Consider the following 24,912-nt stretch of genomic DNA (forward strand, 5'->3'; position numbering starts at 1 on the left):
GCACTCATCGACCAGCCCACGACCTGTCGCGAGAACAGATCCAGGACTGCCGCCAAAAACAGCCAGCCCTCATGCGTGCGGATGTACGTAATGTCAGTCACCCAGACCTTGTTCGGTTCGCTCACGTCGAACTCGCGCTGAAGATGGTTCGGTGACACGTTGGCAGGACAGCCCCCCCGTAGCGGCCCGGCCGACGCCCATAGCCCGTCAGGGACTTGAGGCCGATCTGGCGCATCAGCCGAGCAACACGATGCTTGCCGCAGGATTCGCCCAGATCGCGCAGGTCATGCGTGATCTTACGGTAACCATACACGGCACCACTTTCCAGCCAGCACTGCTTGATCAGGCCTTCAATGCGCTGATCTTCCAGGGCAGGTGCAGACAGCGGCTGGGCTTGTGCCAGGCGTAGTACCCACTCGGATGGACCCGCATGACCTTGCACATGCGTCGGATTGGCCAGACGTTCTGATGCGCTTCGATGAAGGCGTACCTTACCCGGACTGCTTGGCAAAGTACGCTGTGGCCTTTTTTAGGATGTCGCGCTCCTCGGTTACCCGCTTGAGCTCGGCTCGTAGCCGACGTAACTCGTCCTCTTGGCTATCCTGCGTTTGACGCTCCTGCGGCGTCAGGCTGTAGCGCTTGATCCATGCGTACAGACTGTAAATGCTCACATCCAGTCGCCCGGCAACGTCCGCAACGCTATGTCCGCGATCGGTCACTTGCTTGACCGCTTCAATCTTGAACTCTTCCGTGTATCGCTTGCTACTCATAGACACCTCCACTTGGTTGCCAGCTTAAGGCTTCGAAGTGTCTAGTGAACCGGGGGCGATTCACCCCTCCCCATGAGCATTACGCACGGTTCACTTTAGAATTCAATATGAATTTCGCAACGCTCTCTTAAAACAAATCCAGATAGCTCGACAGCCTACTGAGCCACTCCACCCGCTCAGCGTCATAAGCATGCCGGTTGTACGTACCCATCACGCCCGGCAGCATGTGCCCCAGGATCGCCTCCCCTACGGCGTCCGGGCAGCCCAGCAAGGCCAGCAGCGTGCGCGAGGTGCGCCGAAGATCATGCGGCGCCCAATGGGTTACAGGCAGGCGCGGCCGCACCACCTCGGGCCGTGACGTGCAGTAGGGCTGGTGATTCCACACGGCAATGCCGATCACCTTCTGATCCACGGATTTACCCGTTCGCGAGGGGAACAGCAGCCCCTCTCCATACAGCTGCTGCCGGCGCTCCACCACCGCCAGCGCCCGCCCGAAGAGCGGCACGCGCAGATCGGTCGCACTGGCATGGCGCGCGCTCTTCGTGCGCGCCTTGGGCACCGTCCACCAGGTCTGGCCGTTCTCGATAGAAATCTCACTCCCCCGCATGCCCAGGATCTCGGCGCCGCGCGTGGCCGTCCAGAGATAGAGCACCAACGCGTCCTCAACCAGGGCGGTGAAGTTCGGTAGCCAGCGCAGCAAGGTGCCCACTTCTTCGGGCGACAGCACGCGCTTGGCCGTGCCCACTGGTTTGCCGGCCAGGTGCTTGCCTTTGCTGCGGATACGGCCGCGCAGGATCTGGCGCCACCAGTTGGGCGTATCGTCCGGCAGCCGGCCAGCATCGATGGCGTAATCCCATGCCGCGCCCAGCTCTGCCCGCAGCTTGGCGGCCTGCACAGGCGCTGTCTCCGCCACCCCCTTGATCAGATCGAAAGCCTGCGCCCGGGTGAGATCCGCCGCCAGCACGGTGGCCACGTCGCCCAGCATCGTGGTCAGCATCCGCCGCACCTCGGCCGCGCCCTTCGGCGCGCGCACCTTGTCGATGTGACCATCCAGGTAATCCAGCGCCACCTGGCGCACAGTGCCAATGGCGGCCGTGCGCTTCTTCGCCGCAGCTGCCGCGCGCTTTTCCAAACGTTTGGACTTGGCATCCTCCGCCGGATCTTCGCCCGCATCGCGCCGCGCCCGCAGATCCTCCCAAGCGGCAATGGCGGCGTGCATCGAGGTGCCTGGCCAGCTCCCGATCTTGATCTGCCGAAGCCGCCCATCCACCGGGCTGCGATAGCGATACACCCACGTCCGGCGGGTGGCCGTCGCCTCGATCCTGAGGCCGGGATAATCCGGGCTGGTAAGATGCTCTCCCGGCTGCAGCAGCTTGATCTCGCGCGCGTCGAATGTCATGGCGGTGTAGCTTTTCAAACCCGCCAAAATAGGCGGTATAGCTTTTATTTTACCCACCTAAAAAGCTACACCAAAACGACAAGTGCAGGCACTTGCAAACGGGCGCAGACACCAAAACCAGCCAGCCCCAGAACCCGCTAAGACCCTCACTACGCCGATGCAAACCGCTGGAATCGCCCTCATCACCGAAGAAGAACTGAACAAACACACGCCGATGATGCAGCAATACATCCGGCTCAAAATTCAGCACCCGGATACCCTGGTGTTCTACCGAATGGGCGACTTCTATGAGTTGTTCTTCGAAGACGCCGAGTACGCCTCCCGGCTGCTGGACATCACGCTGACCACGCGGGGGGCTTCCGGCGGGCAGCCGATCAAGATGGCGGGTGTGCCGCACCATGCGCTGGAGCCCTATCTTGCCAAGCTGGTGAAGATGGGTAAATCCGCCGTGATCGCCGAGCAGGTAGGTGAGCCGGGGGCCACCAAGGGGCCGATGGAGCGTGCCGTTTCGCGCATCGTCACGCCCGGCACCTTGACTGATGCTGCGCTGCTCGACGAACGTGCCGAAGCGCCACTGCTGGCCGTGCAGCTCAATCGCGGCGTGCTCGGTCTGGTGTGGCTGAACCTCGCCAACGGGGATTTCCGCCTCGTGGAAACCGAGCCCGAGGCGCTGGTGAGCCATCTGGAACGCCTGCGCCCGGCCGAAGCGCTGATTCCGGAATCGCTGAAGCTGCCATTACTGGAAGCGCGTGTGCCCGCAATCCGTCGGCTCGCCGACTGGCAGTTCGATGCCAAGACCGCACAGGAACTGCTGACCACGCATTTCGGCACGCGCGACCTGGCCGGCTTTGGTGCCGAAGGGCTGAATGTGGCACTCTCCGCCGCCGCCGCGCTTTTCGAATATGCACGCAGCACGCAGCGGCAAGCGCTGGCCCACATCACCACCTTGCGCGTGGAGAGCGAAGGCGATTATCTGCGCATGGACGCACAGACGCGCCGTAACCTCGAAATTTCCGAAACCCTGCGTGGTGAATCCTCTCCTACCCTGCTCTCGTTGCTGGATCTGGCCGAGACCAGCATGGGCTCGCGCTGGCTACGCCACTGTCTGCATCACCCGCTGGCCTCGCGCCAGGCCTGCCGCGAGCGCCACGCGGCTGTCGGTGCACTGCTGGGCGATGCCGGCGATGGCCCACTCAGCGCGGTAGCTGCCGCGCTCCGCCCGATTGCGGATATCGAGCGCATCGCCACGCGCATCGCACTGACCAGCGTGCGTCCGCGCGAGCTCTCGGCCTTGCGCGTAAGCCTCGCCGCGCTGGACGAAGTGCGCGCACCGATCATGAGTACCGATGCGGCCCTGCTCGCACAGACGTATTCCGATCTTGCTCCACCGCTGGACGTGCTGCAGTTGCTCACCGCCGCCATCACCGAAGAGCCGGCTGCCATGGTGCGCGACGGTGGCGTGATCGCGCGCGGCTTCGATGCCGAGCTGGACGAGCTGCGCGATATCCAGAACAACTGCGGCGAATTCCTCATCGCCCTGGAAACCCGCGAGCGCGAACGCACCGGCATCGCCAACCTGAAGGTCGAGTTCAACCGGGTGCACGGCTTCTACATCGAAGTCACCCACGCCAACGTCGACAAGGTGCCGGAAGACTATCGCCGCCGCCAGACCATGAAGAACGCGGAGCGCTACATCACCCCCGAGCTCAAGACCTTCGAGGACAAGGCGCTCTCGGCACAGGAGCGCGCGCTTGCCCGCGAAAAGATGCTCTACGAGGATCTGGTCGCCCGGCTTCTGCCCGAAGTGCCACGCCTGCAGCGCATCGCCCATGCCGTGGCCCTGCTCGATGGGCTCAACGCCTTCGCCCAGGCCGCCGCGCGCTACGACTACCGCGCGCCGGAACTCGTCGACGAGCCGATCATCGAGATCACGGGTGGCCGCCATCCTGTAGTCGAACGCCAGGTCGACAATTTCATCAGCAACGATACGCGGCTTGCCCCCACACGCCGCATGCTGCTGGTCACCGGCCCGAACATGGGCGGTAAATCGACCTACATGCGCCAGGTGGCGCTGATCGTGCTGCTGGCGCACTGCGGCGCCTTCGTGCCGGCGGAGTCGGCACGCATCGGCCCGGTGGATGCCATCTTCACACGCATTGGTGCTTCCGACGATCTGGCCTCCGGCCGCTCGACCTTCATGGTCGAGATGACCGAAGCCGCAGCCATCCTCAATGGTGCCTCCGAGCACAGTCTGGTGCTGATGGACGAGATCGGGCGCGGCACCTCCACCTTCGACGGCATGGCACTGGCCTATTCCATCGCCCGGCATCTGCTCGACAAAAACCAGAGCTATGCGCTTTTCTCCACCCACTATTTCGAGCTCACCCGCCTGGGCCACGACTACCCGGAGTGCGCCAACGTACATCTGGGTGCGGTGGAGCATGGCCACAGCATCGTCTTCCTGCATGCCGTACAGGATGGTCCTGCCTCGCAGAGCTACGGGATCGAGGTGGCGGCGCTCGCCGGCATCCCGCCCGCCGTGGTGCGCGACGCCAAGCGACGCCTGCGTGCGCTGGAAAATCGCGAAGTCGCCGGTGGTCCGCAGGAGGATCTGTTCGCCTCGCTACCCGAGCCAGAGCCAGCGCAGGTAAGCCACCCGGCGCTATCGGCACTCACCGATCTGGATCCGGACAGCATGACCCCGCGCGAGGCCATGGAGGCTCTCTACGCGCTGAAGAAGCAGCTCGACAAGCACTGAACGGCAAGCCCGAGGGGGCACTTCAGGAAGCAGGAGCGCTGCCGTAATCCGTCGCCACGACGAGGGCTGCGGTGCGGCTGTGGCTGCGATGCACGCGCGATCTCGGCCTCAACCCCTATTTCCGGGAGGCGCGCCATCATGATCTTCCAGTCGAAGCAAAAACGGCAGGAATGCGAACACCTGCGCACTGAGCTCTCTGGTCTGCGTGACAGGGCCAATGCGCTGGAACGCAGCGTCGCCATTGTCGAATTCGATCGTGAGGGCGCGATTCTCAAGGCAAACGAGCTCTTCTGCCGTTGCATGGGCTATACGACGATGGAAATCGTCAGCCAGTCACACCAGATCTTCTGCAAACCGGATTTTGCCACCAGCCACGAGTATCAGGATTTTTGGCAGCGCCTGCGCCGCGGCGAATCCTTCAGCGGCAAATTCCAGCGCGTACGCAAGGATGGCAGCGCGGTCTGGCTGGAAGCCACCTACATCCCGGTCAGTGATCACACGGGCACGGTCAGCCGGGTGATCAAGATCGCCAATGACATCACGGTACGGATCAAGGATGCCGACCGCACGCGAGGCCTGCTCGAAGCCATCAACCGCACCATGGCCGTGATCGAGTTCGACATGGAAGGACAGGTTCTGCAGGCCAATGACCCTTTCCTCGCGGTGATGGGCTACAGGCAGGAAGAAGTAGTCGGCCGCCATCACCGCATCTTCTGCCCTCAGGCATACGCACGCAGCAACGACTATGCAGAGTTCTGGCGGAAGCTCAATGCCGGAGAGCCCTGCTCCGGCCTGGTCGAACGCATCAACCGTCAGGGAGAAACCGTGTGGCTGGAAGCTTCCTACAATCCTGTGCTGGACGATCAGGGCAGGCCCTATCGCGTCGTCAAGATTGCCAGCGACATCACGCCCCGGATCTTGCGGGTACAACAGGAGCGGCGGAGTGCCGAGACCGCGACGCAGGCATCCTTGCAGGCTGAAGAACTCGCTACGCGCGGCCGGGAAGCCATCGAGCAAACCATCCTCCAGATGAAAGCCCTGGCCGCCCAGATGGGAAGCTCCTCGACGCAGGTATCAGGATTGGGCGAGCAAACCAGCCGTATCACTTCCATCGTGAATACCATCCGCGAAATATCGGACCAGACCAACCTGCTGGCTCTGAATGCCGCCATCGAAGCGGCCCGTGCAGGTGAATCGGGGCGTGGCTTCGCGGTGGTAGCCGACGAGGTGCGCAGACTGGCCGAACGCACGGGACTTGCCACAGGAGATATCGCGCACATGATCGAGAACATCCAGCGCGAAACCCGCAGCGTGATCGAAAGCATGGATACCAGCCTGGAAAGCGTGGACGCCGGCGTTCGCCTGGTGACGGAGGTCGGCAGCACCATCCAGCAGATCCACGAGGGTGCGGGAACCGTGGTCGCAGTGGTGCGCCAGTTACGTGACACTACTGCAGAGTGATCCGTCGGACCCGATCGGTGCGGCAAGACAAGGACGGCAATCAAACCGATGAAGGCGAAAACCCCGCATCAGCACCGCTACAATGCCGACTTCCTACCAGTCGGAGCCCACGCATGTCGCTCATCGCTGACCTTGACCGCATTGCTCTGCAAGAGCAGCGTCTGCAGTTTGACCATTTCGATGCCGACACCGCCTGGACGCTCGGCAACCGGCTGCGCGAAGCGGCGCTGACCGCGGGTCATGCGCTGGCCATCGAAATCCAGTTCCATGGTTTCCCGCTCTTCCATTGCGCCATGCCCGGCACCACCCCGGAAAATGCCGACTGGCTGCGCCGCAAGCGCAATATGGTGCAGCGCTTCCATAAAAGCTCCTACGCCATGGCATTGTTCCTGCTGCAGCGGGGTAGCACGCTCGCCGAGCGCTACAGTTTGCCGGGAGTCGATTACGTAGCCGCCGGGGGTGGTTTTCCGCTGCGGCTACGCGGCGTCGGCGTGATCGGTTCGGTCTGCGTCTCCGGCCTGATGCAGCGCGACGATCATGAGTTCATCGTCAGCGTGCTGGCGCAGATGCTGGCAGTCCCCCAGGCGGAGGTTGCGCTGGCAGACCAGGAACACCCTGGCTGATCGCCACGTTCTTGCGCCAGGATGCGTGCCGGGCTGCCCAGCCCCGGTATCATCCCGCCTTCGTTTTAGGCTTGGCCGGCTGTTCGCGGGCGAGGAACTTCCCTCACTGCGCTACAGCCTGGCCTTGCACACCGGGGCCGCCCGGCTCCGGTATCCAGACGCTGCCCGTACATGAATATAGAGATCGTTCCCCGCCACGCCCGCTGGTTGCTGTTCCTGTTTCCCGCCGTCCTGTTCCTCATGAACCTGGGCGGAGCGCCCTTGTTCGACGTGGATGAAGGCGCGTTCTCGGAAGCCACACGCGAAATGTTCGTGCGTGGCGATTTCCTTTCCACCTGGCTCAACGGCGCGCCACGCTTTGACAAGCCGATCCTGATTTACTGGTGTCAGGCTCTCTTTGTCTGGCTGTTCGGGCCAAACGAATGGAGCTTCCGCCTGCCCTCGGCACTTGCAGCCTCGGCCTGGTGCTATGCCGTGGGTCTGTTTGCCTGGCAGCGTTTTGGCCGCACCGCCGGCTGGCTCGCCTGCGGTATCGCAGCCACCAGCCTGGGCGTGCATGTGATCGGCCGTGCAGCCACCGCCGATGCACTGCTCAACATGCTGCTGACACTCGCCCTGCTGGACGGCTGGCGACATCTGGAATCCGGCGCCCGCGCGCCGCTCCTGCGCAGCTTCGCGTGGATCGGGCTGGGCGTGCTCACCAAGGGCCCCATCGCGCTGCTGGTGCCGGGGGCGACCACTTTTCTCTTCTGCCTCTCCAGCGCTCGCCTGCGTGACTGGATGCGCAGCGTGTTCAATCCTGCCGGCTGGGCGATCCTGCTCGCCATCACTGTGCCCTGGTACGCCACGATTCTCGCTATCCATGGGCAGGATTTCATCGACGGTTTCATCCTCAAGCACAACGTGGAGCGCTTCTCTTCCTCGCTGGAAGGGCACTCTGGCAGCCTCTTCTATTACGTGCTGATGGTCCCGGTGCTGGTGCTGCCCTGGCTGGTCTGGCTGATCGCCGCACTACGCCGCCTGCCAGCGGACTGGCGCGAGCCGCTGCCGCGCTTCCTGTGGATCTGGTTCGGATTCGTCACGATCTTTTTTTCGCTCTCGGGCACCAAGCTGCCGCATTACGCGCTGTATGGCTGCACACCGCTGTTCGTACTGCTGGCGATGCATCGAGAACGCGTCCGGAACGCCTGGGCAGGCTCGCTACCTTTGATCGGCCTGATGCTGCTTTTCCTCGCGTTGCCCTGGTTGATGGCCCATGCTGCCACGGCAGGCTGGGTCAAGGATGCCTATTACCAGCTCCAGGTCAGCCGTGTCGCCGAAGCCATTCCATCTGCCTATCCCTGGCTTGCCGGTCTGGCCCTGCTGGGTGGCGTCGCCAGTCTGCACCTGCTGCGCTACAGGATGGATGCCTCCGGCCGAGTCCTGGTACTGGCCTGCCTGCACACACTGCTACTCGCCCTGGCGGTTGCTCCTTTCGTGGGAGATCTGCTGCAGGGGCCCGTGAAGCGTGCCGGCCTGGCGGCTCGCCAGCATGAAGGCCAGACAGTGCTATGGAATTTCCATGCCCCCAGCTTCTCGGTCTACAGCCAGCGGGTGACGCCCACCGTGCAGGCCCAACCCGGGCAGATCGCCCTGACCCGCCGTGATCGCCTGCCTGCCGGTCTGGATGCCGATGTGTTGTTCCAGGAAGGCGGCGTCGTGCTGCTGCATCTGAAGTAAAGGCTGACCGGACATGCAAGACTGGAACCGCTCCGCTTCCCGCTCGACCCAGGCCTGGCTGCTGCTCCTGCTGCTGCTCCTGCTCACGGCCTACCGGCTGTGGATCATCCCGCGCCTGGGCGTGACGCTCTATATCGATGAAGCCCAGTACTGGACCTGGGCCAAGGATCTGGATTGGGGCTACTACTCCAAACCACCTGTGATCGCCTGGCTGATCGCCGCCACCACCGCCGTATTCGGCGATGGCCTGCTGGCGGTGAAACTGTCTGCGCTGCTGCTCTATCCCGCCACGGCCTGGTTGCTCTACCTGCTCGGCCGCCGCCTCTACGACGGACAGACCGGTTTCCGTGCCGGCCTCTCGTTCGCGCTGATCCCGCTGGTCTCGGCACTCGGTCTGGCCGTGTCCACCGATGCGCCTCTGCTGTTCTGCTGGGCGCTGGCCATGCTGGCACTGCTGCGCGCACTCGAATACGACCGCTGGCGCGACTGGCTGCTGCTGGGCGTGGCCGTGGGCCTGGGCATCATGGCGAAATACACCATGGGTGCATTCGCCGCTTCAGCTGGACTGTATCTGCTGACAGACAGACAGCGCCGGCGTGCCTTTCTGCATCCCGGCCTGTGGATCGCAGTGGCACTGGCAACCCTGATCGTGCTGCCCAACATCCTGTGGAACTGGCAACATGATTTCCCCACGCTGCGCCACACGGCAGAGATCACCCATGTGAGTGAAAACGCCAAGACCGGCAACGCAGGCGAATTCCTGCTCGCGCAGGCCGGTTCGCTGGGGCCGGGGTTCGCTCTGGCCTATCTGGTCGGCATCGGTTTCGCACTGCGCCGCTGGCACGATCCACGCAGCCAGTTCCTGCTCTCCTTCAGTCTGCCACTGTTCGGTCTGGTCTTCTTCCAGGCCATGCGTTCCGAGGCCAATGGCAACTGGGCGGCGCCGGCCCTGATCGCCGCGCTGCTGCTGAGTGTGGTCTGGCTTACCCGGCTACGGACACGCTGGTGGCTGGGTGCTTTGGCGATCAACATCGCCGTGATGCTCGCGGCCTATCATCTGGGCGATTACTTCCAGCTCACCGGCAAGCCGCAACCCGCGCGCCTGGATCCGCTCAAGCGCGCCAAGGGCTGGGATGCGCTAGCCGATGGCGTCCGGCCCTATTTCGCTGCGCACCCGGGGGCCATGCTGCTGACCAAGGACCGTACCCTGATGGCGCACCTGAGCTATGAGCTGCGCGATCTGGATCTCGATGCGGTCGCCTGGGCACCGAATCCGCATCCCGCCGATCACTACCAGCTCACGGTACCTTTGCAGGCAGCCAATGGCATCCGGCCGCTGATTCTGGTGACGCAATCCGGCGATGACGATGTGGCGCCGCGTTTTGCACGTCGCGAAAAACTGGGCGACGTGATTGTTGACGTGATGCCGGGTCTGCAACGCCACGTGGAAATAATATTGCTCGAAGGTTTTCGTGGTTACTGAGAGGAGAGAAAGACATGCCTGATCCTTTACGCATCCCGTATCCCGTCCTGTGCGAGCAGGTTGCCGCCGCACTCATTGCGGCTGGCGTGCCGGATGAATTCGCCCGCGAAGAAGCCTCGATCATGGCTGAGGCCGATCTGCTGGAAGTGCCTTCCCACGGTGTCCGCATGCTGCCGGGGCTGCTCGCTGCGTTGCGCGATGGCCGCGCCAGGGCGCAGCCGGAAATAGCATTGAAGAAGACCTTCGCGGCCGTCAGCCTGCTCGATGGCGGCAACGGCCCAGGCCGCAGCCTCTCCGCACGCGCCATGCGCGAAGCCATCGGCAATGCGCGCGTGGCAGGCATCGGCGCCTGCATGGCGACCCGCACCACGCACTGGGGCCGTGCCCACGCCTACGCAGCACGTGCAGCCCAGGCCGGGCTGATCGGTATCTGTACCACCAATGCCATGCCTTCGATGGCCGCCTGGGGCGCCACTGACCGGGTGATCGGCAACAATCCGCTAGCCATCGCCATCCCACGCCGCGATACCGCTGCGCCGCTGGTACTGGATATCGCCATGAGCCAGGCCGCCGTGGGCAAGGTTGGCACCTGGCTGCGCGAAGGACACTCCGTTCCCGAGGGTTGGGGTCTAGACAAGGATGGCAATCCCAGCCGCGACGCTGCAGCCATCCTCGCCGGTGCCGTGCTGCCTTTCGGCGGGCACAAGGGTGCGGGTCTGGCGCTGATGATGGAGCTGATGACCGCAGCACTGGCCAACACGCCTTTCGGTAACGAGATCCATTCCGGCGACCGCAGCGGTCTGGACCCGGAATCGGCCAAGCTCTTCATCGCACTGGAGCCTGCCGCCTTCGGCGGGCTGGATGCCCTGCACGCGCGTGTGGAGGATTACCTGACCTACCTCCAACGCGAGGCAAGCACGCGCGAGCCTTTCCTTTGGCCGGGCGAACGCGGCTGGCAGGCGCGCGACACCAATCTCGCCAAAGGCGTGCCGCTGCACGCCGAGATCGTCACGCAACTGGCAGGCGTGGGCGTCAAGCTCGACGTCTGAGCCAGGCGGGGAGGCGATTTGCCCGCCTCCCCTCTTCTGCGTTAGCCTTGGGCGCTTGACCGAGAACCCCCGACAGCATGTCCATCATCATCAAGACCCAGGAAGAAATCGAAAAAATGCGCGTCGCCTGCCGCCTGGCAGCCGAAGTGCTCGACTACATCACACCGTTCGTGCAACCCGGGGTGACCACCGAACGGCTTGACCAGCTCTGCCATGACTACATGGTCGACGTGCAAGGCTGCGTGCCGGCTCCGCTGAACTATGCGCCCCCCGGCTATTCGCCCTATCCGAAATCGATCTGCACCTCGATCAACCATCAGGTCTGCCACGGCATTCCGGCGCCCAAGCCGCTGAAGAAGGGCGACATCGTCAATCTGGACATCACCGTCATCAAGGATGGATTCCATGGTGACACCAGTCGCATGTTCATCGTCGGCGAGGCCAGCATCCAGGCCAGACGACTCTGCCAGATCACGCTCGAATGCCTGTGGCTGGGCATTGCCCAGGTCCGCCCCGGTGCGCGGCTGGGCGATATCGGTCACGTCATCCAGCGGCATGCCGAAAGCGCGGGCTTTTCGGTGGTCCGCGAATTCTGTGGCCATGGCATCGGCCGCAACTTCCACGAAGAGCCACAGGTGGTGCACTACGGCAAACCGGGCACCGGTGTGGAACTGCGCGAAGGCATGATCTTCACCATCGAACCGATGATCAACGCCGGCAAGGCGGCGATCTCCGAACTCAGCGATGGCTGGACCATCGTCACCAAGGATCGCTCGCTTTCCGCGCAGTGGGAGCACACCTTGCTGGTCACCGCCGAGGGAGTCGAAGTGCTGACCTACTCCGCGCTGGCACCACGCCCGCCCGAATGGATGGCAGACAAGCCTGTCCGCTTCCCGGACCATCCGCCGATCACCGCCACCGCTGCCTGAGGATCCCCCATGGATGCCCGGATTGCCGCCCTGCGTCAGCAACTCGTCGACGGCCAGCAGGCGCTGCGCGCCGCTTTCGAACACGATGGCAATCCGCAGCGGCTGTTGCGCGGCCGCTGCCGGTTGGTGGACAAGACCCTGCAAACGCTCTGGCAGGAGTCCGCCCTGCCAGGCAGCTATGCATTGTTGGCCGTCGGCGGTTACGGGCGCGGCGAGCTGTATCCCTATTCGGACGTCGACATCCTGCTACTGATGGATGCCGAGCCCGATGGCCCGACCTGTGGCCTGATCGAACGCTTCATCAGCCGGATGTGGGATCTGGGGTTGAACGTTGGTCACAGCGTGCGCACGCTGGAAGTCTGTCTGGACGAAGCTTCACAGGATGTCACCATCCAGACCAACCTGCTCGAGGCCCGTCTGCTCGCAGGCAGCCGGCGCCTGCATCGCGAATTCATCGCGCATCGCGCCGATCACCTGGATATCGAGACGTTCTACAGCGCAAAACTGGCCGAGCAGGCACAGCGCTACAACCGTTTCAACCATACGCCGTTCTCGCTGGAGCCAAACTGCAAGGAAAGCCCCGGCGGCCTGCGTGATCTGCAGACCATCATCTGGATCGCGCTGGGGGCGGGGCTTGGCGCACGCTGGCAGGATCTTGCCACCCACGGCCTGATCACGCCCGAGGAATTGCGTGCGCTACGCAGCAATGAACGACTGCTGCAACAGGTGCGCATCCGCCTGCATCACATCGCCGGCCGCCACGAGGATCGCCTGGTCTTCGATCATCAAGAGAGCCTTGCTGCCAGTTTCGGTATCACCGCCAGCAGTGGCAAACGCGCATCCGAAGTCGTGATGCAGCGCTACTACCTGGCGGCCAAACGCATCACGCAGCTCAACTCCATCATCCTGCAGAGTCTGGGAGAACGCTTCACCCCCCTGGCAACCTGGGAGACCTTCGCCATCAACGAGCGCTTCCAGGCCCGTGGCGACCAGCTCGACATCGTCGCTGACGATGTCTTCCAGCACGCGCCTTCAGCCATTCTCGAGAGTTTCCTGTTGATGCAGCAGCATCCGGAGCTCAAGGGCATGACGGTACGCACGCTACGCGCGCTGTGGCACGCGCGCCGCCTGATCACCCCGGCATTCCGTCGCGACCCACGCAATCGCGAGCTGTTCCTGCGCATGCTGCAGGAGCCGCGAGGTCAGACCCACGAATTCCGGCGGCTGAACCAGTACAGCATTCTTGGCGCCTATCTGCCGAACTTCGCCCGCATCGTCGGGCAGATGCAGCACGACCTGTTCCATGTCTACACGGTCGATCAGCACATCCTGCAGGTACTGCGCAACGTGCGCCGTTTCGTCGTCGAGGAACACGCCCACGAGTATCCGCTGCTCACGCGTCTGATCAACGATTTCGACCGCTACTGGCTGATCTTCATCGCCGCGCTGTTCCACGACATCGCCAAGGGCCGCGGCGGCGACCACTCGAAACTGGGCATGGCCGACGCGCGCCGCTTCTGTCGCGCGCATGGTCTGGCTCGTGAAGACACGGCACTCGTGGTCTGGCTCGTCGAGCATCACCTGACGATGTCCCAGATCGCCCAGAAGCAGGATCTCTCCGATCCCGAAGTGATCCGCCGCTTCGGCGCACTGGTGAAGACCGAGCGCCGCCTGACCGCGCTCTACATCCTCACCCACGCCGACATCCGCGGCACCAGCCCCAAGGTGTGGAACAACTGGAAGGCGAGCCTGCTCGAGGAACTCTTCCTGGCCACACGTCAGTTGCTGCAAGGGAAACGCCCTCAACAACTGCTGGGCATCAGCGAGCGCCAGGAAGCCGCTCGCGAGCGGCTGCGCTTCTTTGGCCTGCGCCCCGGCACAGAGGACGCCTTCTGGCGCAAGCTCGATACGCTCTATTTCATGCGTCACGACCCCGAGGAAGTGGCCTGGCACACCCGCACGCTGTATTACCGACCAGACAGCCCCGAGCCAGTGGTCAAGGCTCGCATGAGTCCGATCGGGCGCGGCTTGCAGGTGATGGTCTATACGCGTGACCAGCGTGATCTCTTCACCAGCCAGTGCGGTTTCTTCGCGCGCATGGGCTATACCATCCTGGACGCCAAGATCCATACCACTGGCGACGGCTACGCGCTCGACAGCTTCGTCATCATGGATCCGAACGAAAGCGAAGTAGCTGCGCACTACCGCGATGTCGTCACACTGATCGAGCATGAGCTTGCCGCACGACTGGCTTGCGGCGATTGCATCGACCCGCCTCCCCCAGGGCGTTTGTCACGCCAGCTCAAGCATTTCCCGATCGCACCATCCGTGATCCTGCAACCCGACGAGCGCAGCCAGCACTTCATCCTTTCCATCGCAGCCGCCGATCGACCCGGTCTGCTCTACAACGTGGCGCGGACCCTGGCCGCGCACGAAATCAATCTGCACACGGCCAAGATCGCCACGCTGGGCGAACGGGCCGAGGACACCTTCCTGGTTTCCGGTGCGGCACTGGACAACAGTGCCAAAACCGTTCAACTGCAAGCAGAGCTGCTGGAGAAGCTGCGACTGTAGCGCCCCTCGGCATTCCTACCTTGCCGGCAGGAATATGCGCTCGATATCCACGCTGGCACGATGCCCCACGGCCTCTCCGTGGGCCGCCAGCCACTGTTGCGCGGCACTGCGCCCGGCATCGCGCAATCGATGAAGAAATGCCTGGTTGGCTACTACCTTGCTGGAAAAAGCGAGTTTCCCGAGGGCCGCTTCACCATCGATAAGATGAAAACGCAGACTCAGCAGACGCTGCTCCAGTGTGCCGGACAGCCAGCCACTCTCTATTGCCATCTCGCGCATCGCAGCAAGCAGCCTCATCTCGCGCCGGAAGGCATTGGAAAAGGCCAAGTCCAGCGTGCGCTGCTGGATTTCATCCGCACCACGCGGTGTGCGCTCGTAGCGCAATGGTGAGAGCAGTACCAGCAGGACATCGCGCGCATCGCAAAAACGCAGCAACGGAAATACCGCCGGATTGGCCGCATAGGCACCATCCCAATAGGGTTCACCGTCAATGATCACCGTCTGATGCATGCTGGGCAGACAGGCTGAAGCCAGCAGAGCATCGGCAATCAACTCGTTATTGCGGAACAGGCGCAGCTCACCGGTATTGGCGTGTGTGGCTGCCACGAAGAGTTCGAATGGGCATTCTTCCTGCAGACGCTCGAAGTCGAACTGGCTTTCCACTAGATCGCGCAACGGGTTGATCGCCAACGGATTGAGCTGATAGGGCGACAACCAGCGCGAGAGCTGCATCATCCAGCTCGCCCCCGGCGGTGGCAAAGAGGCATCGAAGACCGGTGGCACCAGTTCAGGGCTGCCGAGCATTGCCACGCCATCCCAGAATCCGGCCAGGGCCTCACGCGCCCCTTCATGGCCGCCGAGCAGGAAGCCGTGCGCCAGCGCTACCGCATTCATCGCGCCTGCGCTGCTGCCACTGATACCTTCAAAGGAAAAACGCCCGTCCTCGAGCAAGGCGTCGAGCACGCCCCAAGTGTAGGCACCATGCGCGCCACCACCTTGCAGCGCCAGACTCATTACCCGGTGGGAACCCCGATCATGGCCGAACATTCTGGCCTCCCGCCGCTACCTGGAATCAACCCGCGGCTTCTACCCGCACCACGTTGCCCTCCACCGCCACCACGCGCACACGGGCATTGGGCGGCAAGGCAACATCCGCATTGCAGAGCCAGCGATCCGAGCCGAGCAATGGACGCTGGAACAACACTTCGCCAGGAGGGCCGAAAGGCTGGACACCCCGAACCAGCAGACCGATCTCGCCAATGGCGGCATCCGAGGCTCCGGCACGAGTGGTCTGGCGACGATCACGAAAATAACGCAACCAGACAGCCAACATCGCAGCCGAGAACACAGTCCAGGCCACGACCTGCGCCACGAGCCCGAAAGGCAGCAGCCAGGTAAGCACGCCGACCAGCAAGGCGCCCAGGCCAAACCAGATCAGCACGAAAGCCGGCATCGCCAACTCTGCGACGCACAGCGCAAACCCCAGAACCAGCCAGTGCCACCACGCCATGATTATTGCTCGCTCCGGGAAAACGATGAAAACCGGGAAAGGGTTACTGCACCGCGCTGGAAAGCTCGACCACGTTACCGCTGTCCTCGAACTCGCCGCGCCGCGTGAGTTTGCCTTCCACGGTGGCGCCACAATCCATGCGCAGTTGATGGTAGACGATATTACCCGTCACGCGCGCGCTGGCCTGAAGTTCAAGAAAGTGCTCCACTTCCAGATCACCAACGATGGTGCCATTGACCACAGCATCGTAGGCACTGACATTGCCCGTGATGCTGCCCTGATCGCTCAGCACCAGGAGACTCTTGGTGCCGGCCTTGGTCAGCACGTTGCCCTTGATGTGGCCATCGACACGCAGGCCATCCAGGAACTGCACATCGCCGCTCACCTCCATGTTTTCCGCGATCAGGCTGGAAAGCTTGGTCAACTCGATCCGTGATTCCTTCTTCTTGCCAAACATCGACATCTCCCTGAAAAGATCAGCGCCCAGCCGCCGCCGCGGGTGGAGCACTCGAATTACTGCGATAGAAGGCCAGATCGCGCCGTACGCGTTTGAGCTCTTCCGCCTGTTCCGCGAATTCCTTCTCCAGGGTTTCGCGCGTCACCTTCTCGTGTTTGAGCGCCAGTGCCAGCGCTTGCTGCTCCTGCTGCAGGCTCTGCAGCCGGGCCTGGGCCTCCTGCAACCGATCGCCCATCTGTCTCTGCACGCTTGCGCTGGAAGGCGGCTGCAAGGCATAGACGCCGCCAGCCACCAGCCCCAGCGACAACAACCACCACCAGACACGACGCGGCTGTTCCGCCTGCAGGGCATAACGTCGCTCGGTCAACTCGCGTGTAACCCCATCGGAGCTCTTGTGCTTAAACATGCGGAACCCTGGCCCCGATGGAAAGATAGAAGGCAGGATCCACAAAACGTCCCTGGTGAAGAACCTCGAAATGCAGATGGGGCCCGGTTGAGCGCCCTGTCGACCCCACCTCGGCGATCAGCTGACCCGGCGTCACAAGATCGCCGACCTTGGCATGCAATCGCAGAGCATGCCCATAACGCGTGATCAGATCGTTACCGTGGTCGATCTCGATGGTGTAGCCATAATCGGACATCCAGCCGGCAGTCCGCACGCGGCCAGCGCCAGCGGCACGGATCGGCGTGCCGGGGGTGGCCGGAAAATCCACACCGGAATGGAAAGCCAGGCTGCCCGTGAAAGGATCCAGGCGATTGCCAAAGCGCGAACTCATCTGACCATTCACGGGTGCGAACGTGGGCATGCTCATCAGCACCAGGCTGCGCTGTGCCGCCACGGCATCGATGTCACGGATCAGGCCCTGCACGCAATCCAAGCCGCGTTCGGTCTGTTGCAAGCGTTCGGCACCGCTCATGTCGTCACTCACGGGCTCGCCACAGCGAGCCGGCGCCAGCGCACGGCCACCCGAGGCCCCACGTACCGGTGTACGAGGCGTAACGGCAGTACGGCCACGCCGCACATCCCCCAGCGCACCTTCCACGGTTTCCAGCGCGGAGATCTTCTTCACCAGGGCACGGGCTTCGGACTCCAGCCGCACCAGTCGACCGGACACTTCACCCAGCCGATCCACGGAGAACTGTTCAGTCACCGGGTCCAGCTCGGCGCCTACCAGAGTCGTCATTTCCTGACGCCCCAGACGCTGACCGAACTGCATACCGGCCCAGAAGCTGGTTGCGCAGACCAGTGCCGCGCAGACCGCACCACCAAGCAATACAGCACGCAGCGACAGGGTCCGTATGCCGGAACGCGCAAACGACCCTGATGTATGAACCACAAAAGACACGATCGATCCCCCATGTTTTACCAGCAACTGCGACAAGCGACAGGCCGGCGGGCGCCGAACAACCGGTTAGGGACACACCGGCACCCTTGCAGAACCACGGGAAAACCCGCGCTCCGACAAGGGTTTCGGCAAAACGCCGCAAATATTAACACTTCGCGTGACTTATTCCGCGGATCGACCACCTCGCTCGGCGCCGATAGCGGCACGCCGGTAAGCTGGCCCGATCACCGGCTCACAGTGAATAGATGCGTATGGATGTTGCTTGTATTTGCCACGCAATGCCTCCCTGCCAGTCCGGAATCCGCCATGAATGCAAAGCTCCCCCTACTGCTGTCTGTCACGCTGCTGAGCGTACTTCCCTGCGCAGCACGGGCAGAATCGCCCCTCACCCATCGCGCCTACAGCACTGAATCCGGCATGACCGGTATATCACGTCGCAATTACGACGCGCAGACTTCTCTTCCCCTCGTCGGGCCCGCACCGGCCACCACCGCTCGCATCACCACGGTTGCCTACCGCTGGGCTTACGACCGCAAACCCGCCGAACTTCGCATACAACTCTGCCAGCACGGAGGTCGCTGCGCGGATGTGAGCGACAGCAACGAAGGCATCAGCCATGTCTTCACAGGTAGCAATCCTTCCCGTACCTTTTATTTCCGCGCCCGTGTCGGTGGCCAAGGGGGCATGCTCCCACTATTTGGCCAGCATGCCAGCGTGGTGGTGAACTGGTACGAGTGACCGCGCATTGGCGCCATGCTTGCCTCAAGCCGCGGCAGTCATACGGCAAATACTGCCGTCCAGGCTTGCCAAACCTCGTCGTGACAGGACCGGCGGTGTTCCGCACTGGCGGCAGTCTTTGCCTGTCCCGGGGAAAAAGGCTCCCACCCCCTCGAATTCAGGCCAAAAAAGCCCGAAACACCTTGTTTTCTTGAGGGTTTTTTAATCCGTTTGACGCCGATCGCCTGCGTTTTGAGGCGCCTCCGGCCGACATCTTGCAGAGAAGATCACCAGCTCGCAGCGGATATTCGCGCGGGCGGGATGACCACCAGTCACAAGCGGTGGTCACGTCCTTCTTTCCTGCGAGGAGCACGATCATGATCAGCAGCATCAGTAACAATTTCAGCTCGCTGGCCAGCAGCCTGGTAAGCCGGCTGGACAGCCAGAATAAGGGCTATCTCGAACAGGCCGACCTGCAGAGCGCACTCACCGGCCTATCCAGCGATGCCGAAGACGAAGCCGCCAGTCTGTTCTCGGCACTGGACAGCGACTCCGACGGCAAATTGACCGAAAGCGAGCTCACGGCCAGCCTCAACCGTCTGGCCGAGCAGCTGGAAAGCCAGCTCAGTTCCGGCCGTATGCAGCAGGCGCTGGGCAACATGCCACCACCACCTCCACCCCCTGAAGACGATGAAGGTTTCACGCTGGACGAACTCAAGGCTCAGTTGAATGAAATCGGCAACAGCGATAGCGAGCAAGCCAGCCTGATCAGCAACATCGTTGCCAACTTCGAAGCTGCCGATACGAACGGAGATGGCAAGGTAAGCTTTACCGAAGCACAGGCCTACGACCAATCCTTGTCCTCCACGACCACCACGGCCAGCGCCGGCAGCGCAGCCACCGATGAGGCCGAACTGGCCGCGATGCTGCGCGTCATGCAACTGGCACGCAGCTATGGCAGCGACACCATCACTGTGCAGCAAACATCCGTGCTCTACACCACTGCCTGATCCGGGCTACGGCGGGCAACTCCCGCCGCCCGGAGCAGATAGCGCAGTCTTCAGCCAAGTCAGCCGCGGAAAGCTACGCGCTACCCTATACGTCGTTCGGCGTCGGTCGCATGCGCGCGGATCGGGGTCAGTGCCGGCAGAAGGAAACACGAAAGTGGCAGCAGTACGCGCCACAAGCCACGCACGGATTGTTCGCTTCGGTATCACTCATCACAGGGGCGCCAGGTTGCTAGTCAACAACCCGCCGCCTACACCACACAGGTGCGGACTTTAGGCCTGCATGGTCGCATGCTCGAACGGAAAGCCTCCCGGCTGACCACAGCCTAAAACGCGCCATACGGTGGATCGAGGTGCAGCGACCGCCCAACCTGCCCGCTAGTCAGCCATGCAAACGCTGCGGTATGGCACGCCGCCCATGAAGAACTGGCGGAAACGGCCCCCTGCAATCAAACTGACACAATTGGCCTGATCGTGCGGAATCCACGCTTGGGTGCCGCGCCCCCTTGCCCTTGCAATCCCTCTTTCGTGAATGCCGGAGGTTTCCATGAGCATCGGTCGTCGTGAATTCCTGCAGCGAACCCCAGCGCTGCTTGCATTACTGGCAATACCTCCGGGCCACAGTCTGGCGGCAGCCCCTGGCGGCCTGATCCGGAAACCGATCCCCTCGTCGGGCGAACAGATCACTGCAGTCGGTCTTGGCACGGCCAGACGCTACGAGAGCGCAGCCGACGAGTCCGCCCTGGCTCCTTTGCGTGCCACCCTTCAGAAATTCGGAGAACTGGGGGGCGTGCTGATCGACACAGCCCCGTCCTATGGTCAGGCAGAGTCGGTGGTCGGCGGCCTGCTCGAAAGCCTGGGAACACGCGGCAATCTGTTCCTTTCCACCAAGATAGGCGCCAACGGTCGGGAGGCCGGACAAGCGCAGCTCGAAAACTCCTTCCGTGCCCTGCGCACCAAGATCATCGATGTGGTGTCCTTGCATAACCTGCGCGATACCGACACACAACTGGCGCTCTTGCGCGACTACAAACAGCAGGGGCGCATCCGATACCTGGGCATCACCACGTCGTTCGACCGCCAGTACACCGACTTCGAAGCCGTGATCAAGCGCGAAACGCTGGATTTCATCCAGGTCGATTACGCGCTGGATAACCGAGAAGCCGCCCGGCGCATCATTCCGGCCGCGCATGATCTTGGCATGGGCGTGATGGTGAATCTGCCCTTCGGCCGCGGGCGCCTGTTCAGTGCCGTGCAAGGCAAACCCCTGCCGGAGTGGGCAACGGAATTCGATTGCCGAAGCTGGGCCCAGTTCTTCCTCAAATACCTGATCTCGCATGAAGCCGTAACCTGCGCAGCCCCTGGGATGGCCAAAGCGGAATACGTGCTGGACAACCTGGCCGCCGCCACCGGCCGTCTGCCCGATGCCTCACTGCGCCGGCGCATGGAGACATTCATCGATGCCCTTTGAAGCGCCTGCGGCGCGCGTACGCGAACGGCTGGCGCGCCTGGTCGAACTGCGGCCGCAGGAGTTCATCGTGCTCGCCTGGGCGTGGCTGTATGTGCTGGCCCTGATGGCGGCCTATTACGTGATCCGCCCGATCCGCGACACCATGGGCGTCGAAGGCGGCGTGGAAAACCTGCAATGGCTGTTCACCGGCACCCTGCTTGCCATGCTGGCGATCAATCCGCCCTATGCCGCACTGGTGCGCCGCCTGCCGCGTGTGCGCTTCATCACCTGGACCTATCTTTTCTTCGCCACCAATCTCATCGGTTTCATCTTCCTGCTGCAGGCGGCGGATGAAATGCAACGTATCTGGATCGGGCGCGGCTTCTTCATCTGGGTATCGGTGTTCAACCTGTTCGTGGTTTCCGTGTTCTGGGCACTGATGGTGGATGTCTTCCGCGCCGAGCAGGCCCGCAGGCTTTTCGGGCTGATCTCGGCGGGAGCCACGGTGGGTGCCATTTGCGGATCAGCACGGGCCTCCGGACTCGCCAGCCGGCTGGAAGCACACTGGCTGCTTTCCGCCTCCGCCCTCTTGCTGCTGCTGGCCGTGCTCGCAGTACGCCGACTATCCCAGTTGGCCCCGCATCTGCGCGAGCCCGGCAGCGACGCTGCTGCTGCAGCCGAACGGGAAGCCGAAGCCCCCGTGGGCGGCAGCATCCTCTCCGGCCTCACACACATGCTTCGCTCGCCCTATCTTCTGGGCATCGGTGCCTACATCCTGTTGTTCACCGTCACCTCGACCTTCCTGTACTTCCAGCAGGCCAGCATCGTGCGCGACCATTTCCCGGATCGCGCCTCCCGCACAGCCTTCTTCGCCAACGTCGATCTGGTGGTAAACATACTCACCCTGCTGCTCCAGGTCTTTCTCACCAGCCGCTTCATCAAGTGTTTCGGGGTCGCCATCGCGGCGGCAGTCCTTCCGGCGTTGAGCCTTGCCGGCTTCGGCCTGCTGGCTCTGGCACCCACGGTTGCGGCAATCGTGGCCGTCCAGGTGCTGCGCCGCGTTGCCAACTTCGGGCTCGCCAAACCCACACGTGAAATGCTGTTCACCGTGTTGCCACGCGAAGACAAGTACAAGGCCAAGAGCGTGCTGGACACTGTGGTCTATCGCAGCGGAGATCAGCTCGGCAGTTGGTCCTACGCGCTGCTTGGCAGCCTCGGGGCCGGAGTCGCCGGCGTCGCACTCACTGCCGTGCCGCTGGCGGCTCTCTGGGTGGGCAATGCACTGTGGCTGGGAAGGCGGCAGAAACAGCTGGCCGCAGAGGCCGCGCAACGCTGAGCAGCCAGACGCGGACGCAGGCGACGCGCTACAATGCGCGCTTCACTTGATTTTCTGCACGAGACGTCTTCCGTGACCGCAACCATCCTGCAAAAGATTCCCGCCGGCGAGCGCGTCGGTATCGCCTTCTCCGGTGGCCTGGACACTTCCGCCGCCGTCCACTGGATGCGCGGCAAGGGTGCCGTGCCCTGTGCCTACACCGCCAACCTCGGCCAGCCGGATGAGTCCGACTACGAAGAGATCCCGCGCAAGGCCAAGGCCTACGGCGCAGAGATCGCCCGCCTGATCGACTGCCGCCCGCAGCTCGTCGCCGAAGGCATCGCCGCCATCCAGTGCGGTGCCTTCCACATCAAGAGCGGCGGCAACACCTATTTCAATACCACGCCGCTGGGCCGTGCCGTGACCGGCACCGCGCTGGTCGTGGCGATGAAGGAAGACGGCGTCAACATCTGGGGCGACGGCTCCACCTACAAGGGCAATGACATCGAGCGCTTCTACCGCTACGGTCTGCTCGCAAACCCGGCACTGAAGATCTACAAGCCCTGGCTGGACCAGCAGTTCATCGACAAACTGGGTGGCCGCAAGGAGATGAGCGAATACCTGATCGCCAACGGTTTCGACTACAAGATGAGCGTGGAGAAGGCCTACTCCACCGACTCCAACATGCTCGGCGCCACGCATGAAGCCAAGGATCTCGAATTCCTCAACAACGGCATCAACATCGTCAACCCGATCATGGGGGTCGCCTTCTGGCGTGAAGACGTAGTCGTCAAACCCGAAACCGTCACCGTGCGTTTCGAGGAAGGCGTGCCCGTCGCCATCAACGGTCAGACCTTCGCCAGCGCCGTCGATCTCTTCGCAGAAGCTAATACCATCGGTGGTCGCCACGGTCTGGGCATGAGCGATCAGATCGAAAACCGCATCATCGAAGCCAAGAGCCGCGGCATCTACGAAGCCCCGGGCATGGCGCTGCTGCACCTCGTCTACGAGCGCCTGCTCACCGGCATCCACAACGAAGACACCATTGAGCAATATCGCATCAACGGCCTGCGCCTGGGTCGCCTGCTGTATCAGGGCCGCTGGTTCGACCCGCAGACCCTGATGCTGCGCGAAACTGCCCAGCGTTGGGTGGCCCGTGCAATCACCGGCGAGGTCACGCTGGAATTGCGCCGTGGCAACGACTATTCGCTGCTCGATACCGTGAGCCCGAATCTCACTTACGCGCCGGAGCGCCTGTCGATGGAAAAGGTGGAAGACGCCGCCTTCACGCCCGCCGATCGCATCGGCCAGCTCACCATGCGCAATCTCGACATCTCCGATACCCGCCACAAGCTGGGCATCTATACCGGCACCGGCTTGCTCGGCAAGCAGTCGGATGGCAGCATCCCACTGCTCACCGGCGACGGCAAGTAAGCAGCCACAGGCATCTCAAGCCCGCCCGCAAGGCGGGCTTTTTCATATCTGCACACATCACGTTGGGGAGGATGCATGAACCGCATGCTGTCCGCACTCTTGCTGGCTATCACCATCCTGCCCGGCATCTCGAGCGCCAAGGATGCCAGGGCCAAGGGTTATCTGAAGAAATCCGAATTACCCAGCAGCCTTGCCCAGCTACCGCCACCGCCCGCCCCCGGGTCAGCTGCCGAGGCACTGGACCTGGACATCGCCCGCCGCAGCTTCACACTACGCGACACACCGCGTTGGGCGCAGGCGATTTCGGACGCAGACCTCTCCTTCCCGCGTGCGGCACAGACCTATGCCTGCGCGCTGGGCACACGCATCCCCCAGGCGGACGTACCACATCTCCACGAACTGCTGCAACGCAGCCGGCGCGATCTATCAGGCGCTACGAAGCGCGCCAAGGAACATTACCAGCGCAAGCGCCCTTTGAATCGCCCCCGGTTCACTAGACACTTCGAAGCCTTAAGCTGGCAACCAAGTGGAGGTGTCTATGAGTAGCAAGCGATACACGGAAGAGTTCAAGATTGAAGCGGTCAAGCAAGTGACCGATCGCGGACATAGCGTTGCGGACGTTGCCGGGCGACTGGATGTGAGCATCCACAGTCTGTACGCATGGATCAAGCGCTACAGCCTGACGCCGCAGGAGCGTCAAACGCAGGATAGCCAAGAGGACGAGTTACGTCGGCTACGAGCCGAGCTCAAGCGGGTAACCGAGGAGCGCGACATCCTAAAAAAGGCCACAGCGTACTTTGCCAAGCAGTCCGGGTAAGGTACGCCTTCATCGAAGCGCATCAGAACGTCTGGCCAATCCGACGCATGTGCAAGGTCATGCGGGTCCATCCGAGTGGGTACTACGCCTGGCA

The 24,912-nt window shown here is 62.8% G+C and carries 21 protein-coding genes and 2 pseudogenes; 15 read left to right on the forward strand and 8 right to left on the reverse strand.

Annotation, left to right across the window (positions count from 1 at the left end; all coding sequences use genetic code 11):
- Both BGI27_RS14405 and BGI27_RS14410 read right to left on the reverse strand, forming a co-directional pair.
- A pseudogene (locus BGI27_RS14405) lies at positions 1 to 770 on the reverse strand (IS3 family transposase); the annotation flags it as partial.
- 127 nt (positions 771 to 897) lie between these two features.
- Positions 898 to 2,169, reverse strand: a complete 1,272-nt coding sequence (locus BGI27_RS14410; protein WP_095525550.1) for a tyrosine-type recombinase/integrase — start codon at positions 2,167 to 2,169, stop codon at positions 898 to 900.
- 157 nt (positions 2,170 to 2,326) lie between these two features.
- Between BGI27_RS14410 and mutS the strand changes: the two genes are divergently transcribed.
- The 8 genes from mutS (at position 2,327) to BGI27_RS14450 (ending at position 14,765) form a co-directional block, all read left to right on the forward strand.
- On the forward strand, positions 2,327 to 4,927 hold the full coding sequence (gene mutS, locus BGI27_RS14415; RefSeq protein WP_223871818.1) for a DNA mismatch repair protein MutS: 2,601 nt from the start codon (positions 2,327 to 2,329) through the stop codon (positions 4,925 to 4,927).
- Between the two features lie 138 nt (positions 4,928 to 5,065).
- Positions 5,066 to 6,388 (forward strand): methyl-accepting chemotaxis protein, encoded by a 1,323-nt coding sequence (locus BGI27_RS14420; protein ID WP_095525534.1) that lies wholly within the window; start codon positions 5,066 to 5,068, stop codon positions 6,386 to 6,388.
- A gap of 113 nt (positions 6,389 to 6,501) precedes the next feature.
- Positions 6,502 to 7,011 (forward strand): heme-degrading domain-containing protein, encoded by a 510-nt coding sequence (locus BGI27_RS14425; RefSeq protein WP_095525535.1) that lies wholly within the window; start codon positions 6,502 to 6,504, stop codon positions 7,009 to 7,011.
- Between the two features lie 171 nt (positions 7,012 to 7,182).
- Positions 7,183 to 8,730, forward strand: coding sequence for an ArnT family glycosyltransferase (locus BGI27_RS14430; protein ID WP_095525536.1), 1,548 nt, complete (start codon positions 7,183 to 7,185; stop codon positions 8,728 to 8,730).
- Between the two features lie 13 nt (positions 8,731 to 8,743).
- Positions 8,744 to 10,213, forward strand: coding sequence for a glycosyltransferase family 39 protein (locus BGI27_RS14435; RefSeq protein WP_095525537.1), 1,470 nt, complete (start codon positions 8,744 to 8,746; stop codon positions 10,211 to 10,213).
- A 14-nt stretch (positions 10,214 to 10,227) separates the two neighbouring features.
- Positions 10,228 to 11,262, forward strand: coding sequence for an Ldh family oxidoreductase (locus tag BGI27_RS14440; protein WP_095525538.1), 1,035 nt, complete (start codon positions 10,228 to 10,230; stop codon positions 11,260 to 11,262).
- 77 nt (positions 11,263 to 11,339) lie between these two features.
- Complete coding sequence (gene map / locus BGI27_RS14445) at positions 11,340 to 12,191, forward strand: type I methionyl aminopeptidase (protein ID WP_095525539.1); 852 nt, start codon at positions 11,340 to 11,342, stop codon at positions 12,189 to 12,191.
- Positions 12,192 to 12,200: 9 nt separating this feature from the next.
- On the forward strand, positions 12,201 to 14,765 hold the full coding sequence (locus tag BGI27_RS14450) for a [protein-PII] uridylyltransferase (protein ID WP_095525540.1): 2,565 nt from the start codon (positions 12,201 to 12,203) through the stop codon (positions 14,763 to 14,765).
- A gap of 15 nt (positions 14,766 to 14,780) precedes the next feature.
- Here the strand turns inward: BGI27_RS14450 and BGI27_RS14455 are convergent, their stop codons facing one another.
- From BGI27_RS14455 to BGI27_RS14475, 5 genes are read right to left on the reverse strand one after another with little or no spacing between them, the layout of a single operon-like run.
- The gene (locus BGI27_RS14455; protein ID WP_095525541.1) at positions 14,781 to 15,812 is read right to left on the reverse strand and encodes a patatin-like phospholipase family protein; all 1,032 of its coding nucleotides are present in this window, start codon (positions 15,810 to 15,812) and stop codon (positions 14,781 to 14,783) included.
- A 25-nt stretch (positions 15,813 to 15,837) separates the two neighbouring features.
- Positions 15,838 to 16,275 carry an NfeD family protein gene (locus tag BGI27_RS14460; protein WP_223871819.1) on the reverse strand — a complete coding sequence of 146 codons (438 nt, stop codon included), beginning with the start codon at positions 16,273 to 16,275 and terminating at the stop codon, positions 15,838 to 15,840.
- A 43-nt stretch (positions 16,276 to 16,318) separates the two neighbouring features.
- Entirely contained in the window at positions 16,319 to 16,732 is a 414-nt protein-coding gene (locus BGI27_RS14465) for a bactofilin family protein (RefSeq protein WP_095525542.1), read from the reverse strand.
- Between the two features lie 19 nt (positions 16,733 to 16,751).
- Positions 16,752 to 17,138 carry a hypothetical protein gene (locus BGI27_RS14470; RefSeq protein WP_095530378.1) on the reverse strand — a complete coding sequence of 129 codons (387 nt, stop codon included), beginning with the start codon at positions 17,136 to 17,138 and terminating at the stop codon, positions 16,752 to 16,754.
- Positions 17,131 to 18,078 carry a M23 family metallopeptidase gene (locus tag BGI27_RS14475; protein WP_141239773.1) on the reverse strand — a complete coding sequence of 316 codons (948 nt, stop codon included), beginning with the start codon at positions 18,076 to 18,078 and terminating at the stop codon, positions 17,131 to 17,133. The genes BGI27_RS14470 and BGI27_RS14475 overlap by 8 nt, the downstream gene beginning before the upstream one ends.
- A 306-nt stretch (positions 18,079 to 18,384) precedes the next feature.
- Between BGI27_RS14475 and BGI27_RS14480 the strand changes: the two genes are divergently transcribed.
- The gene (locus BGI27_RS14480; RefSeq protein ID WP_170943055.1) at positions 18,385 to 18,816 is read left to right on the forward strand and encodes a flagellar protein FlhE; all 432 of its coding nucleotides are present in this window, start codon (positions 18,385 to 18,387) and stop codon (positions 18,814 to 18,816) included.
- Between the two features lie 157 nt (positions 18,817 to 18,973).
- On the opposite strand, the gene BGI27_RS14485 is transcribed toward BGI27_RS14480, so the two are convergent.
- Positions 18,974 to 19,186: a hypothetical protein gene (locus BGI27_RS14485; protein WP_141239774.1), complete on the reverse strand. Its 213-nt coding sequence runs from the start codon at positions 19,184 to 19,186 to the stop codon at positions 18,974 to 18,976.
- Between BGI27_RS14485 and BGI27_RS14490 the strand changes: the two genes are divergently transcribed.
- The 6 genes and pseudogenes from BGI27_RS14490 to BGI27_RS14515 form a co-directional block, all read left to right on the forward strand.
- Positions 19,173 to 19,805 carry an EF-hand domain-containing protein gene (locus BGI27_RS14490; protein WP_095525546.1) on the forward strand — a complete coding sequence of 211 codons (633 nt, stop codon included), beginning with the start codon at positions 19,173 to 19,175 and terminating at the stop codon, positions 19,803 to 19,805. The two genes, BGI27_RS14485 and BGI27_RS14490, sit on opposite strands and share 14 nt — an antisense overlap.
- Before the next feature lie 544 nt (positions 19,806 to 20,349).
- A complete protein-coding gene (locus tag BGI27_RS14495) occupies positions 20,350 to 21,273 on the forward strand; it encodes an aldo/keto reductase (protein WP_095525547.1) in 924 nt (307 codons plus the stop codon).
- On the forward strand, positions 21,263 to 22,588 hold the full coding sequence (locus BGI27_RS14500) for an NTP/NDP exchange transporter (RefSeq protein ID WP_095525548.1): 1,326 nt from the start codon (positions 21,263 to 21,265) through the stop codon (positions 22,586 to 22,588). The genes BGI27_RS14495 and BGI27_RS14500 overlap by 11 nt, the downstream gene beginning before the upstream one ends.
- A 72-nt stretch (positions 22,589 to 22,660) precedes the next feature.
- Positions 22,661 to 24,001, forward strand: coding sequence for an argininosuccinate synthase (gene argG / locus BGI27_RS14505; protein WP_095525553.1), 1,341 nt, complete (start codon positions 22,661 to 22,663; stop codon positions 23,999 to 24,001).
- Between the two features lie 75 nt (positions 24,002 to 24,076).
- Complete coding sequence (locus tag BGI27_RS14510; protein ID WP_095530380.1) at positions 24,077 to 24,547, forward strand: phosphatase PAP2 family protein; 471 nt, start codon at positions 24,077 to 24,079, stop codon at positions 24,545 to 24,547.
- A pseudogene (locus BGI27_RS14515) lies at positions 24,540 to 24,912 on the forward strand (transposase); the annotation flags it as partial. The gene BGI27_RS14510 and the pseudogene BGI27_RS14515, both read left to right, overlap by 8 nt.

The sequence above is a fragment of the Candidatus Dactylopiibacterium carminicum genome, from assembly GCF_014736495.1.
GTDB classification, from domain to species: Bacteria; Pseudomonadota; Gammaproteobacteria; order Burkholderiales; family Rhodocyclaceae; genus Uliginosibacterium; species Uliginosibacterium carminicum.

What these genes read in the sequence shown, in the direction of transcription:
- BGI27_RS14500 (WP_095525548.1), top strand. Translation starts at nt 21,263, where the DNA reads ATGCCCTTTGAAGCGCCTGCGGCGCGCGTACGCGAACGGCTGGCGCGC.
- BGI27_RS14410 (WP_095525550.1), bottom strand. Translation starts at nt 2,169, where the DNA reads ATGACATTCGACGCGCGCGAGATCAAGCTGCTGCAGCCGGGAGAGCAT.
- BGI27_RS14435 (WP_095525537.1), top strand. Translation starts at nt 8,744, where the DNA reads ATGCAAGACTGGAACCGCTCCGCTTCCCGCTCGACCCAGGCCTGGCTG.
- BGI27_RS14480 (WP_170943055.1), top strand. Translation starts at nt 18,385, where the DNA reads ATGAATGCAAAGCTCCCCCTACTGCTGTCTGTCACGCTGCTGAGCGTA.
- BGI27_RS14490 (WP_095525546.1), top strand. Translation starts at nt 19,173, where the DNA reads ATGATCAGCAGCATCAGTAACAATTTCAGCTCGCTGGCCAGCAGCCTG.
- BGI27_RS14510 (WP_095530380.1), top strand. Translation starts at nt 24,077, where the DNA reads ATGAACCGCATGCTGTCCGCACTCTTGCTGGCTATCACCATCCTGCCC.
- BGI27_RS14430 (WP_095525536.1), top strand. Translation starts at nt 7,183, where the DNA reads ATGAATATAGAGATCGTTCCCCGCCACGCCCGCTGGTTGCTGTTCCTG.
- BGI27_RS14465 (WP_095525542.1), bottom strand. Translation starts at nt 16,732, where the DNA reads ATGTTTGGCAAGAAGAAGGAATCACGGATCGAGTTGACCAAGCTTTCC.
- BGI27_RS14450 (WP_095525540.1), top strand. Translation starts at nt 12,201, where the DNA reads ATGGATGCCCGGATTGCCGCCCTGCGTCAGCAACTCGTCGACGGCCAG.
- mutS (WP_223871818.1), top strand. Translation starts at nt 2,327, where the DNA reads ATGCAAACCGCTGGAATCGCCCTCATCACCGAAGAAGAACTGAACAAA.
- map (WP_095525539.1), top strand. Translation starts at nt 11,340, where the DNA reads ATGTCCATCATCATCAAGACCCAGGAAGAAATCGAAAAAATGCGCGTC.
- BGI27_RS14455 (WP_095525541.1), bottom strand. Translation starts at nt 15,812, where the DNA reads ATGTTCGGCCATGATCGGGGTTCCCACCGGGTAATGAGTCTGGCGCTG.
- BGI27_RS14460 (WP_223871819.1), bottom strand. Translation starts at nt 16,275, where the DNA reads ATGGCGTGGTGGCACTGGCTGGTTCTGGGGTTTGCGCTGTGCGTCGCA.
- BGI27_RS14470 (WP_095530378.1), bottom strand. Translation starts at nt 17,138, where the DNA reads ATGTTTAAGCACAAGAGCTCCGATGGGGTTACACGCGAGTTGACCGAG.
- BGI27_RS14420 (WP_095525534.1), top strand. Translation starts at nt 5,066, where the DNA reads ATGATCTTCCAGTCGAAGCAAAAACGGCAGGAATGCGAACACCTGCGC.
- BGI27_RS14425 (WP_095525535.1), top strand. Translation starts at nt 6,502, where the DNA reads ATGTCGCTCATCGCTGACCTTGACCGCATTGCTCTGCAAGAGCAGCGT.
- BGI27_RS14495 (WP_095525547.1), top strand. Translation starts at nt 20,350, where the DNA reads ATGAGCATCGGTCGTCGTGAATTCCTGCAGCGAACCCCAGCGCTGCTT.
- BGI27_RS14485 (WP_141239774.1), bottom strand. Translation starts at nt 19,186, where the DNA reads ATGCTGCTGATCATGATCGTGCTCCTCGCAGGAAAGAAGGACGTGACC.
- BGI27_RS14440 (WP_095525538.1), top strand. Translation starts at nt 10,228, where the DNA reads ATGCCTGATCCTTTACGCATCCCGTATCCCGTCCTGTGCGAGCAGGTT.